We start from the raw sequence: 13084 nt of genomic DNA on the forward strand, positions 1-13084 counted from the left end.
AAAAGTTAAACCTATTTTTTTAAAATAACTACAGTAAAATCATCAGATAGTTTAAAATTTTGCACTCTCTCTATTTCCTTATAAAGAAGCTGGCACAATTGTTGGGCGGTTAAATGTCTATTTTCTTTTATTAAAGTTGTGATTACCTCTCGCGAATTTAAGTCATCCTGCACTCTAAATTCTGTCACACCATCGGTCATCATAATAATTAAATCATTTTCTTCTAAAACAATTTCATGAAAGGTATATTTTGTTTCAGGCAATACACCCAGTAGTAAACCTTTAGCCTCTAAGGTAAAGAACTGATCAGCCTTTGCACTATAATGTAAAGCTGGTTCATGGCCAGCCGAGGCATATGAAAAGATGTTTTGCTCTACATCTAAGCATCCATAAAACATCGAAACAAACATACTGTCATCTACACCTTTTTCTATTACCCTATTGATGACTTCTAAAACATATGAAGGATCTTTATATGCATATACCAATGTTTCAAGTCCATATTTCACCATCGACATACATAGAGCAGCAGGAACTCCTTTTCCGACAACATCAGTCACAGCCACACTTAAATATTCTTCTCCATCATGAAAAAAATGTACATAATCGCCGTTCATTTTTCGAATAGGAACTGAAATCATACCTATATCAATATGTTGCATATCCGGCACATAAGTTTTCAACAAAGTTTTTTGAATGTTTGTCGCTATTTTCATTTCCATCTCATATTCAGCTTGCTTTTGAAGTAAACTTTGATGCTCTCTATGTGCCATCCCATAATGCACCATTACTTCAATCAGAAAATCATAGGCAGGCTGTGATTCATTCATCTGATGAGGGAATATTTGTTCAACAGCATTTTTATGAATGCTAACAACATCCTCAGGAGAGATATTTTTTTGAATTAACTGACGTGTGAAATTTTGAGCGATATATAAATTTCTTTCAGTTTGGTTGACCATGTAATCTGCTAATATTTTTTTATACTGAGCTTCTAATTGTTTCAGTTTCTTCACGTCCTAACGCAACCATTTTTCCGCTCTTATTGTTGTTCCCACTCCACTTACAGATTGAATATCTAAGCTGTCCATCAATCGTTTAACACCTGGCAAACCAGCCCCTAGCCCCCCAGAGGTGGAATAACCATCCTCCATTACTTTACGAACATCTTTAATACCAGGCCCTTGATCTGTTGCAACAACAACTATTTTCTTTTCGGAATCTGTCTCAATCCTTTCAATTTCAATGACTCCTATACTTGCATATAAATATATATTTCGTGCTAATTCACTAATTGCCGTGGTGATGCGGGCTTGATCAACAGTGCCAAATCCAAGTGCTTTTGCTTCATTGCGCCCCAGTTGTCTAGCTGCAACAATATCCCATTCTGTAATAATTTCAACCGAAGACTTATGTGTCACTGCTGTCCCTCCATTTCCTTTGGAGTTATACTCTTACACTTTTGTTCGACCTGCTTGTCATAATTTAAAATAAATTATTCGCCTCTATTAATGGAATATTCTATGTAAATATTCATATACCTTTTAAGAATTTTTTCAAAAATCTATTTTTATTAAAAATCTTGAGTATATCTTAAAGCTTTTTGTAACTTTTATCAATTACACCTTGGCATAATTACCTCTGACAGTTCAGCCTTCATTGCGAAAATAATTTATTGCACAAGATATATAGTAAATTCAAATTATGGTAAAGACGTTTCAAGGATATAAGACAAAAAAAGCATCGAGATTATAATATCTCGATGCTTCTATACATATATGTATATCAAAATTTTACCAGACCTAAACTAATCATCAGCGCTCCATCAACTTTTTCCATCACAGCATGATCAAGTTGCGTAATACGATCTGTCAATCTTGACTTATCTATTGTCCGCACTTGTTCTAGCAAAATAACCGAATCACGTTCAAAACCATACTTTTCAGCATTGATTTCAACGTGTGTCGGTAGCTTTGCCTTTTGAATCTGTGCAGTGATAGCTGCGATGATGACAGTCGGACTAAATCGATTGCCAATATCATTTTGAATAATCAGCACCGGCCTAGTGCCTCCTTGTTCAGAACCTATTACCGGTGATAAGTCTGCAAAAAAAACGTCACCACGTTTTACATTCAAAGTGTCATCCCCCGCTAACGAGACGCTCCACCATATGTTGTGCTTCATACTCTGCATGCAAGCATTCGCTCGCAATCATTAAATTAATATGAGACATTTCAACATATCCTTTAATCATAGCTTCCCGTATTTGATTTGGTTGCTCCTGCATTAAATTTTTGCGCGCCAAAATACGCACAAAAGATTCACCTTCAATTACTTCCTTTGTTTGTAGAAATAGTCTGTCTTGAACAGCAATTGTAGCTTCTCTTAACTTTTTCTCGTACACAGCAAGCACCTCCAACGGAACCATACACTTTTCATTACTTCTCATTCTATCATTGAAAGATATTGTTGAAAAGACATGAAATGACAAAATATCTGACAATTTGAAGTACAAATTGTAAAAATATGTTGGTTGTCGAAGGTATATGCTGAATATTTATTATTGCAATGCGTTTCTAAATATGAGCCTTTACAACGTTTTGGAAAAGAAATAAGTTCTCCAGTGCTAATTTATTTACCAAATTCAACTTGGAACATTGCTCATGACATTACATTGAAATTTGACTAATTCTAATGAAAGACAACTAAAGATATATTCTAGGAACTCTTGTTGTGATAATGCATGGTATTTCATAATTAATTGTTTCGAGCTTTGTTGCCCACTCATTGATGGAAATCCTATTCTTTTCTTGTTGACCAATGAGTGTTACCTTCACACCTATATCATATGCTTTTGGTAGGGCAACCATACATTGGTCCATACAAATTCGTCCAACAATCGGCATTCTTTGTCCATCAATTAAAACCTCTTGTCCACCTAATTTGCGAATTACACCATCCGCATAGCCAATCGGAATCGTTCCTATCCACATATCTGTGGGAGCAACATACGTAGCTCCATAGCCAACTGAATCACCTGATTTTATTTGCTTCACATGAACAAGTTCACTTTCTAGCGAGAATGCTGGTAATAATGGAAAAGGTAAGATGCTTTCCACATATGGAGAAGGTGCTAATCCATACATAGAAATCCCAAATCTAACAGCATCATATTGTAAATGTGGATCTTTTACTAATGAGGCTGCTGTATTGGATGCATGAACAAGTCTCGGCTTATTAGGTATTACGGATAAACATTTCTCAAAAAATTGTACTTGCTGATCAAAATGCATCGTATCCTCTTCATCAGCTGTAGCAAAGTGTGTAAATATTCCATCCAACTCAACATTTTTTTCAGACTGTATTGTTTGGTACAGTTCTAATAATTCTTGCTCTGAGCGAATACCTATTCTACCCATTCCGCTATCTATTTTTATATGAAGTCGTAATGGAAGTGCTTCATCCACTAAAAGAGAAGCAGCTTGCTGAATCCAATCACCGGCAAACGCCGTAAGTATAATACGTTGCTGCGCTGCATAAGGAGCAAACGAAACTGGAGATGCACCTAATATTAATATGTCTGGTTCTTCAAAATGTGCTCGAATATGTAATGCTTCATCGGGCGTTGCCACTGCAAGTACTGTGGCACCAGCTTCAAGAGCTGCCCGTGCAACGGCTACATCTCCATGACCATATGCATTTGCTTTTACTACAGCGATAATTTGAACATGAGGTCGTAAAAATTCTTTTAAATTTTTAACATTTTGTTGGATTGCTTGTAAGTCTATTATTGCTTTGGTTGGTCGAAAATACTGCTGTGTCTCCATAAGAATACCCTCTTTATTTTTAATTAAAACATTATGTAGGACATACATGTATGTTTTAGTATGTCGATTTAGCTTGTACACACAAAGTTTTAGCCTTTGCCTGAGCCTATACTTTATAGGTTCATTTATATTATCAATAAGCTACAGCCTCCGTATTCCAGAAAGCTGTAGCCAGAAAAGTTACTTCATACTACTTATCGTCATAGATGTAGCAACTTCAATCATTTCTTCACGCGTTAATTTACTTGAAGCTACAAAGAATTCAACACCATCTTTTTCCCAACTAATTGATGTATCTGTAATAGCACCAATCGTAAAGCCTAAATCAACTGGATCTCCAGGTGACGATACAGGTAACATTGAGTTTTCCTTCATTACTGGTTGCTGCATAACGGTAAATGCCTTTTCACCATCGAATGTTAAGATAACACGTTCCATTCCACTTTCCTGCACAACTTTTTCATTAGCTAATTGTGCCCAATTTACGACAGGATAATGTGTTTGGAATTCTTGATATTCAACTTCTGCACCAACTGCTTCCTTGTCCTCATTTTCTTCTTGCCCCTCTTTGTCAGAAGGTGTAGCTTGTTCACCTTTCGTGTTATCTTTATCAGTGAATTGCTCAACTGCATACTCTTTTGCAGCATGTTGCACACCTAGTTTAATTTTCTTAAATGTGATTTTAATTTGCTCTTCTTTCACATCATTCATAATAACTACTGAGGTTGGCAATAAAGTTTTCTTATCTACTGTTATAACCTGATGTGGCATACTGTTCTTATAGCTATTTCTAGTAGCCGCTTCAAATATATATGCTTTTTCTTCTTCTTTCATGACAAGATTTTTATCTTCTGCTAAATCTTCTGCTAGTGCTCCAATTAAGTAGGCTTGGCTATTTTTCTTTGGCCAATCACTTTGGAATTTATACATTTTGTTTAATGTCGGTGTTACGACAAAAACGCCATCAGCATTACGTACAATCATTTGAGAAACATCTTTCCCACTTTCGACTACTTCTACTCGATAGAAATCAGGTTTTGTGTGCCATACTGTTACATCATAATTTCTTGGTTCCCCACCAGATTTAATTTCCATCGTTGCATTTAATTCATAACCATTCGTCTCTGCCCATTTACCATTCACTTTCTTCAACACTTTTTCCTGTGAGGCTGCACCACATGCCGACAGAAGTAATATCGTACAAAGTAAGACGAGCCATTTAACTATACGGTTGCCCACGCTTTCACCCTTTCTTCTTTCAAATCCACTACGACAATATATGAACCGTATTTGTCAGTTATGTCATTTGAAGAAAGAGCAATATATTTAAATTTACATGCAACCCTTTTAGACAAGTTAAGTATTATTCTAATAAGATTACTTGAGCAGCTGCATAGTGCTTAGAGTGCGTAATACTAACAAATCCATTGACAAGTTCATCCTTAAAATATAAAACAGGATTACCAGCCTCTCCTCTTAATACTTCCATATCATGCAGCTTACATTGTTCCCCAAGCCCAGTTCCCAGAGCTTTTGAAAATGCTTCTTTAGCGGCAAATCGCCCAGCTAAAAATTCTATTCTACGAGTTTCTGAATAACCGTCAAATATTTTTCTTTCTCTTGCCGTTAAAATGCGGTCTTTAAATTTATCTGTTCGTTTCATAGCCTTTTCAATACGATCCATTTCTACAATATCGAGACCAATTCCCTTAATCATGTGACCTTCTCCTTTACCTATTTCCAACAAGGCATGTATAATAATTGTAAATTGAGGTGGAGCCATGTTTAGTAGAACGGAAAATTTTAACCAATATACAAAGTATTACCCTATTGTTTCAACGTTAATAGCCATAAATCTAATTCTTTATGTATTGTCTCTCATACCCGGCATAGGAACACTCTTGTGGAATTACGGAATTCAGGCAAATTTCCTTATTCAAAGTGGTGAATGGTGGCGTGTATTTTCTGCCATGTTTTTACATGCAGGTTTTTTGCATATGTTTTTTAATATGTTTTCCTTATATCTCTTTGGACCAGAGTTAGAAAAAATCGCAGGTAAAGCACGCTTTATTACAATTTATTTAGTATCAGGTATTGTAGGCAACATGGCAACCTATATATTCTATGATAGTAGTTATGCGAGTCTTGGTGCAAGTGGGGCTATTTTTGGCATTTTTGGTGCATTTGGGGCATTAGTTTACTATACTCGTCGTACAATGCCAATGCTTCGTAAGCTCATTTTACCAATCATCGTCATCAGTGTCATCATGACTTTTCTTCAGCCAAATGTGAATGTCTTTGCCCATTTAGGCGGTTTAGTAACAGGATTTATCCTTGGACTTGTCTATTTACATCCAAAAAGAATTGTAAGTTGGCGTAAACAAAAGATGGCAGGTAAACTATAAAATTTTAAAAATTAAAAGAGGAGCTGCTCACCTATAGAGCGGCTCCTCTTTCCTTAGAATGACATCCATTATAAAACTACTGTAGCTTCATTTGACATCTTAATTTTTTTCCATTCAGCTGCTGTTAAACCATAAACAACCTGATCTACGTGATGGTCATAAAGCCACTCAGCATCCCTTAAACGCCCTTCTTCATGGAAACCCAATACTTTTGGAATTGTACGACTGCGAATATTTCCTACTGCGACACGCACTTCGATGCGATTTAACTTTAAATAATTAAAAGCATAATCAATTAACGCTTTCATTGAATTGGTTACGAGCCCCTTACCCACAAATTCATTTCCTAGCCAGTAGCCAATACTTGTCCACTTATGTTGCCAGTTGATTTGATGATAACCAATTACACCAGCAAGCTTTCCATCATAGTAAATCCCTGCTTGTATGCCATTGTGATCAGCATATTGTTGCATAGCCTTTTTTACGAACTGCTCCGTATCTTCTACTGTTTTGACATCATCTACAAATGGCAACCATTCACGTAATGTATCCCTCGAACGGTCGGTTAAAGCAAACAACTCATCTACATCACTTAAATCCAGAAGCTTTAAATAAGCGCTTTCATTAATGTCATATTTAAACAATGTCTTCACCCCTTCTGTTCTATTTACTATATTATAAACAGCATTTCTATTTTTTTATAGTTAAAAAAGCTAATCCTTCCATAAAATTGAAAGGATTAGCTTTTTAGTTCATGAATGTTCATACCACGTTAAGATTGTTTCAGCATCTCGTTGCTCTAAACTGGATACACTTCCCGTAGTGCCAGTTGCTCCTGACATGACGGTTGCTTTTATAGACATAACATTCTTTCTTTTTTGAAAGTACGATTGTGTACTTTCAATAGATTGAATGCGTTTTTTCTCCATGATTAATGTAATTCGACTAAAAACTCGATACTGCATGGCCAGTTGCTTCCCATCAATTTGATAGCCTGCAGTTTTATGCTGCCAAATACCAAGCAAAATCGTTAATGGAATTAACAGCAATGACAATAGCCCGTATGGGTAAAAGAAATAACTACATGCACCAATAATCGGAACTAGCCAGATAAAATCAATTCGATAGAAAAATGGTCTTGCCCTTTTTGGTGAGCGAATAAATGTAGGATGCCAATTCATATCTGGGAAAAGCTGTTCTAATGTTTGCATACAATCTGGCTTCTTAATGAGTGGAAATAGCGTAATTTTTTTATCATTTCCATCTTCACCGTTGCCTCCAGCACTTTCCACGACCACTGTAGCAAAGCCTGTTAACTGACGCAATGGATTTTCCACAATACGAATTGCCTGAATTCGATTCAACGGCAAAGTAATACGCTTTTTCTCTAATAGACCCTTTGTGATAATCAGTTTGTCTTCTTCAATGCGGACTGTATAATCATAATAATTAATGAGTGTGATGATCACCGATACAATCCAAGCCACAATTAAAACCACCATCACCGTTAACGCCACTAAAAATGCTCCGATTTTCACAAAATCAGCTAACTCATGAAATACTGTTTCATAAGGAATAATATCGGAAAATTGTGAAGCAACAGCTGCAAGACCTGATAGCACGACACCAATTCCCCCGGATGTTGTTGCCAATACCAGTAAATCACGCATAGACATATGGTAAATCATTGGGGTTGATACGGCTTCCTCTATTACTTGTGCTTGATCTTGTTGTTGAACCACTTCATTTTTAGCATGACGCATTTCTAATTCAATAACATCTGCCGCAGCTTTGCGAATGGCTGTCAGCTCAACCTCAGGTTTTCCGCCCTTACTACCAGCCGTCTCCACCTGAACTTTCACTAAACCAAAAATACGATGAAAAACACCTTCATTGTAATTTAAACTTTGAATACGTTCAAAAGGGATATAACGTTTCTTTTTAACAAATAATCCATATGTTACACGCAACTCCCCATCTTCAAACCAGTATACAAATGTCCGCCATTTTATGATTCCCCCAATGAGTGCAAGAAGTGCTGCAACTCCCCATACACCGAAAAGTAAAATAGTCTCAAAAAAATGCTCACTACGAAAATTTAAAGAAAAATTAAAGCCGTTACTTATGATAACAATGGCAATTGGTAATATCATACTTTTCAATGCTTTTACACTCGTTATAATTGCAGACACTGGGTGTAAACGATTAATTTCCTTAGACATCATCTTCCGCCACCCTTGCTAAATCAGAGATACGAGCACGCAGTACGTCTGCTTCGTCCATAACAAGTGCAGGAATGGTATGTACAGTTGCTGCTGTTGAAATAGAGATATTACCTAAATCGTATTTTTTTAATATCGGCCCTTGTGTCGTATCAACATGCTGAACACGCACCATTGGTATTAATGTGCGTTTCACTACAAATAGACCATGTTGTACTTCGATTTCATGCTCACGTACCTCATAACGCCATCTTTCCCATCTTATTTTCGGGAATATAAAAATAGACAGTATCGCACTTAGTACTACAACTGCACCAGCTATGAAGTAAATAAATGACGGCCATTCAAAATAATAAGTACCATAGCTTACCAGCCCCGCTACAATTAATAGCACCAAAGTTTGTATAACCCCATATAAACGCCACACAGTTAGCCCTTTACGAGAAATTTGATGAATCGGTTGTGCTCTCATTGTCGTTCCCCCTCTTTCTTCATTAGGTGTATACGGATTCATTCACCTTTTTGTTTCAACTATAGCCGAAAAAAAACCTTACAGCCACCATGACTGTAAGGTTTACTATAAAGATTAAGTTTATTTCGGTTGAAAAATTATCCCTCGTTACGTCTTGGAGAGCGAGTACGACCTTGTCCGCCTTCACGACGTCCGCCTTCACGGCGTCCACCTTCGCGACGGCTACTGCTACTGCGACGTTCTCCACTGCGAGCATTGTCACGACGTCCGCCGCCAAAGCTACGGTTACCACGGCCACGATCACCGCCACCACGGTTATTGCTAGAACGTTCACGACGCATTGGTAATGGACGTTCTTCTGTGATTGTTACTGGTGTATCGTCTGGCTCTCTCGTTAATGAACGTAGAGCAGCTGCAACAACATCCACTGCATCATGATTCTCTAGTAATTCTGCTGCAAATGTGCGGTAATCACCTAAATTGTTATTAGCAATAAGACCTTCCAGTGTTTCCACAGCTAAACGTTGTTGACCCTCTAATGCTTCATCAGTTGTTGGTGGGCGAAGAGGTGTCATACGTTTTTTCGTAGTTTCTTCTACAATACGTAAGTAACCCATTTCACGTGGTGTTACAAATGTTACGGCAAGACCTGATTTACCTGCACGACCTGTACGTCCAATACGGTGAACGTAAGATTCAGGATCTTGAGGAATATCAAAGTTATAAACGTGTGTTACACCAGAAATATCAAGTCCACGAGCGGCTACATCTGTCGCAACAAGGATATCGATTTTATTTTCTTTAAACTGGCGTAATACTGAGATACGCTTCGCTTGGCTTAAATCACCATGAATACCTTCAGCTAAATAGCCACGAATAGATAGGGCCTGTGCAAGCTCATCTACACGACGTTTTGTACGACCAAAAATAATAGCTAGCTCTGGTTGGTGAACATTTAATAAACGAGATAAAACATCGAATTTTTCACGTTCAGCAGACTTAACAAAATATTGATCAATATTATCAACTGTTAATTCTTTTGCTTTAATTTTCACGATTTCTGGATCACGCATAAATGTTTCTGCAATTTTACGGATTGCTGGTGGCATCGTTGCTGAGAACAGTAATGTTTGACGCTCAGAAGGCACGTTTTCTAAGATTGAATTAATATCATCGATAAAGCCCATGTTTAACATTTCATCTGCTTCATCCAATACTAATGTTTGAACATCTTCTAATTTTAACGTACGACGATTAATATGATCAATAATACGACCTGGCGTACCAACAATGATTTGAGGTCTATTTTTCAGTGCACGAATTTGACGGCCAATTTCTTGACCACCGTATACTGATAATAATTTTACGCGTTTGTCATAGCCAATTTTATATAGCTCTTCTGAAACTTGAATCGCTAACTCACGAGTTGGAGCAATGACTAATGCTTGAATATTTGGGTTTTTTGGATCGATTTTTTCGATTAGTGGAATCCCGAAAGCGGCAGTTTTACCAGTACCTGTTTGTGCTTGACCTAATACATCACGGCCTTCAATCGCAAAACGAATAGTACCTTCTTGGATTGGTGTTGCTTCTTCAAATCCCATACGCTTTACTGAGCGTAATGTAGATTCGCTAATATTTAATTCTGAAAAATTTGTCAAACTTCTCAATCTCCTTTTTTCCTTTTAAGTTGACAAATGGTTACATTTTCAGATGAAGTTGTCGGCAAATTCGAGCCTGTGTAGTGGAACGTTTCCGTTACTTAAAAATTTTCTCTACATGATAGTTCATATAGAGCTCTCTTATATGAAAAGGAAAGCCCGGTCTTTACCGAGCGGTTCGATTCTGTCGTAATTATTAACTTTAGAATAAAACCGTTGTGTTCAAAAAAAAGTACTCTTCAACCAAATATGAAGAGTCTTCGCACAAAATGTATCCATTGCTTACACTAGTCTAACATGGCTTTAAATCCTATGCAACGATAACGCATGAGTCGTAATAATCTGACTACTTTATTCGTTCTTCAAAAACATTAAAACCTGTGGAAACCATTCAGAGCAATCTTCCTCAAAACATATATGATGCTTGCCATTATCAGAAAAATACAAAACTTTGTCTTTTGAGGCTAATTCATCAAAAAGAAATTGTGCCGTGTGATAGGGCACTATCCCATCCAACTTACCTTGCACGATGTATACAGGAATTTGAATATGCTGATAATACGGCGCCACCATCCTTACCAACTTCATAAATTCTACCGTTGATGCAAGAGGCACATTGTTAAACTTATGATGATATCGTAAATAGAGTTCGTTATTAGTCAAATTATGGTGATATGCTTCAGTAGCTAACATTTTGAAATCATTGACTAGCTGCTTAGGGCTCACATACTTTGCAGCAGCACTCAGTAATACAAGTTTTTTTACTTTATAGCGTTTAGCTAAGTATAGTGCTATGATTCCTCCCATTGAAAAACCGACAACGATTACCTCGTCAACTTTTTTTACTAATGATCGGAAGGCTAACTCTGCATCCATTAACCAATGCTTTGCCTTAAAACCACTCATATGCAATTCTTCTCCATGCCCAGACAATGTCGGCTCTGCAATGACCCAATCTGTATGTGCACGCAAGTATGTTGTGAATGGCTCTACCTCATAAGGTCCACCTGAAAAACCGTGAATACATAGTACACCTACTGACAACGTCCTCACCTCATTTAACAAGATAACTCTACATGAATAAATCGGTGAGCGTATATCCCACCGATTTCATTGATACTATGACGTAAATGCCTTTAAGATCGTCTCTAATTTCATACCACGTGAGCCTTTAAGTAAAACAATAGATGCGTCATTCGCTTGTTTTAGCTTGTCAATAATCGCCGTATAATCATCTTCCGCATACAATAAACGTTCTGCCTCAAAGCGCTCTTTTAATACTTGATAAAGATATGCCATCCGAGGGCCAAATAAGCAGATATAATCGATTTCATGCTCATTTATATATTCTGCTAGCCCTTCGTGGAAACTTTGCTCATTTGGTCCAAGCTCCAGCATGTCTCCTAACACAAGCCATTTTTCAGGACGAATTGTAGAGGAAGCCATAAATTGAATGGCAGCTTTTACCGAGGTTGGTGCTGCATTATAGGCATCGTTGATAAACAATGCACCATTCGTTCCTTGCACTTGTTGCATCCTCATATCTGTTAATACCACATGCTCTAAGGATGTACGAATTTGTTCATTGTTTAAACCTAGCTTATGAGAAATTAACATGGCCACAAGTGTATTTTTCACTTGATGCTTGCCAAGCACTGAAATAAAGAAGTCACCCTCTATCATACCGTGTGTAGTGAAGTGACTACCATCCGCATTAGCGTGAATATTTTCTACGTATAAAAGATTATCTGACTCTAATCCAAACGGCACTGCCTGTAAGTGCTGTTCCTTTGCCACTAATTCCTGAAGCAGAGGTTCATCGCCATCATAGAATAATAGACCATCTGGTTGCATTCCTTGAATAATTTCAAACTTCGCTTTTGCTATACCTGCACGTGACCCTAAATCCTGCATATGGGCCTCACCAATATTTGTGATAACTGTCATATGAGGACGAGCAAGCTTAGTTAAAAATTCAATTTCACCAAATCCACTCATGCCCATCTCAAGGACGGCCACATCCGTATCTTCGTCAAGCTGTAAGATTGTAATCGGCAGGCCTAATTGATTATTAAAGTTCCCAATCGTTTTTTGTACCTTAAAGAATGGAGCAAGTGTCCCAGCTAAAATATCCTTTGTTGATGTCTTACCATTTGAACCTGTAATGCCAATAAATTTTGCTTTATGTTCATTACGATAGGCTCTAGCCATTTCTTGCAAAGCTAATTCTGGATCATCCACAAATAATAAAGGGTAACCTTCTGGTGGATTGGGCTCATCTTTTTGCCAAAGAGAAGCACCGGCACCTTTCTCAAATGCTTGAATCACAAACTTGTGCCCATTTGTATGCTCACCACGAAATGGTACAAATAGGTCCCCTTGTTGAATTGTTCTTGTATCAATAGAAATTCCTGACACAACCGTGTCACCAAAAGCCGCCATATCCTCATTTAACCATGCAGCTAATTGTTTTAATGTTTTTTTCACAATAATCCCA

At 37.3% G+C, this 13084-nt stretch carries 14 protein-coding genes; 1 reads left to right on the forward strand and 13 read right to left on the reverse strand.

Annotation, left to right across the window (positions count from 1 at the left end; translation table 11 throughout):
• Positions 1-11 precede the first annotated feature (11 nt).
• The 7 genes from MHB40_RS22700 to acpS form a co-directional block, all read right to left on the reverse strand.
• Positions 12-962 (reverse strand): PP2C family protein-serine/threonine phosphatase, encoded by a 951-nt coding sequence (locus tag MHB40_RS22700; protein ID WP_243456405.1) that lies wholly within the window; start codon positions 960-962, stop codon positions 12-14.
• Between the two features lie 57 nt (positions 963-1019).
• Positions 1020-1421, reverse strand: a complete 402-nt coding sequence (locus MHB40_RS22705; RefSeq protein WP_205445890.1) for an anti-sigma regulatory factor — start codon at positions 1419-1421, stop codon at positions 1020-1022.
• Positions 1422-1785: 364 nt separating this feature from the next.
• Complete coding sequence (locus MHB40_RS22710; protein ID WP_004232054.1) at positions 1786-2136, reverse strand: type II toxin-antitoxin system PemK/MazF family toxin; 351 nt, start codon at positions 2134-2136, stop codon at positions 1786-1788.
• 4 nt (positions 2137-2140) lie between these two features.
• Positions 2141-2404, reverse strand: a complete 264-nt coding sequence (locus tag MHB40_RS22715; protein ID WP_004232053.1) for a hypothetical protein — start codon at positions 2402-2404, stop codon at positions 2141-2143.
• 301 nt (positions 2405-2705) lie between these two features.
• Positions 2706-3827 (reverse strand): alanine racemase, encoded by a 1122-nt coding sequence (gene alr / locus MHB40_RS22720; protein WP_342441800.1) that lies wholly within the window; start codon positions 3825-3827, stop codon positions 2706-2708.
• A 180-nt stretch (positions 3828-4007) separates the two neighbouring features.
• A complete protein-coding gene (locus MHB40_RS22725) occupies positions 4008-5066 on the reverse strand; it encodes an outer membrane lipoprotein carrier protein LolA (protein ID WP_205445892.1) in 1059 nt (352 codons plus the stop codon).
• 124 nt (positions 5067-5190) lie between these two features.
• Positions 5191-5544, reverse strand: a complete 354-nt coding sequence (gene acpS / locus MHB40_RS22730) for a holo-ACP synthase (RefSeq protein ID WP_342441801.1) — start codon at positions 5542-5544, stop codon at positions 5191-5193.
• Between the two features lie 64 nt (positions 5545-5608).
• Here acpS and MHB40_RS22735 point away from each other — a divergent pair, with 64 nt between their 5' ends.
• Positions 5609-6232, forward strand: coding sequence for a rhomboid family intramembrane serine protease (locus tag MHB40_RS22735; protein WP_205445894.1), 624 nt, complete (start codon positions 5609-5611; stop codon positions 6230-6232).
• A 68-nt stretch (positions 6233-6300) separates the two neighbouring features.
• Here the strand turns inward: MHB40_RS22735 and MHB40_RS22740 are convergent, their stop codons facing one another.
• The 6 genes from MHB40_RS22740 to murF form a co-directional block, all read right to left on the reverse strand.
• Positions 6301-6876 carry a GNAT family protein gene (locus MHB40_RS22740; RefSeq protein WP_205445895.1) on the reverse strand — a complete coding sequence of 192 codons (576 nt, stop codon included), beginning with the start codon at positions 6874-6876 and terminating at the stop codon, positions 6301-6303.
• Positions 6877-6984: 108 nt separating this feature from the next.
• Positions 6985-8454: a PH domain-containing protein gene (locus MHB40_RS22745; protein WP_342443779.1), complete on the reverse strand. Its 1470-nt coding sequence runs from the start codon at positions 8452-8454 to the stop codon at positions 6985-6987.
• Complete coding sequence (locus tag MHB40_RS22750) at positions 8447-8926, reverse strand: PH domain-containing protein (RefSeq protein ID WP_342441802.1); 480 nt, start codon at positions 8924-8926, stop codon at positions 8447-8449. The genes MHB40_RS22745 and MHB40_RS22750 overlap by 8 nt, the downstream gene beginning before the upstream one ends.
• Before the next feature lie 137 nt (positions 8927-9063).
• On the reverse strand, positions 9064-10587 hold the full coding sequence (locus MHB40_RS22755; RefSeq protein ID WP_205445897.1) for a DEAD/DEAH box helicase: 1524 nt from the start codon (positions 10585-10587) through the stop codon (positions 9064-9066).
• A 351-nt stretch (positions 10588-10938) separates the two neighbouring features.
• Entirely contained in the window at positions 10939-11631 is a 693-nt protein-coding gene (locus MHB40_RS22760) for an alpha/beta fold hydrolase (protein ID WP_342441803.1), read from the reverse strand.
• Between the two features lie 75 nt (positions 11632-11706).
• Entirely contained in the window at positions 11707-13074 is a 1368-nt protein-coding gene (gene murF, locus MHB40_RS22765; protein WP_342441804.1) for a UDP-N-acetylmuramoyl-tripeptide--D-alanyl-D-alanine ligase, read from the reverse strand.
• Between the last annotated feature and the right edge of the window lie 10 nt (positions 13075-13084).

It is taken from the genome of Lysinibacillus sp. FSL K6-0057, from assembly GCF_038630885.1.
Classification (GTDB): Bacteria; Bacillota; Bacilli; order Bacillales_A; family Planococcaceae; genus Lysinibacillus; species Lysinibacillus fusiformis_F.

Bases quoted from the DNA above. Each gene is read 5' to 3' on its own strand.
- MHB40_RS22700 (WP_243456405.1), bottom strand. From the start codon at position 962: ATGGTCAACCAAACTGAAAGAAATTTATATATCGCTCAAAATTTCACA.
- alr (WP_342441800.1), bottom strand. From the start codon at position 3,827: ATGGAGACACAGCAGTATTTTCGACCAACCAAAGCAATAATAGACTTA.
- acpS (WP_342441801.1), bottom strand. From the start codon at position 5,544: ATGATTAAGGGAATTGGTCTCGATATTGTAGAAATGGATCGTATTGAA.
- MHB40_RS22735 (WP_205445894.1), top strand. From the start codon at position 5,609: ATGTTTAGTAGAACGGAAAATTTTAACCAATATACAAAGTATTACCCT.
- MHB40_RS22745 (WP_342443779.1), bottom strand. From the start codon at position 8,454: ATGTCTAAGGAAATTAATCGTTTACACCCAGTGTCTGCAATTATAACG.
- MHB40_RS22750 (WP_342441802.1), bottom strand. From the start codon at position 8,926: ATGAGAGCACAACCGATTCATCAAATTTCTCGTAAAGGGCTAACTGTG.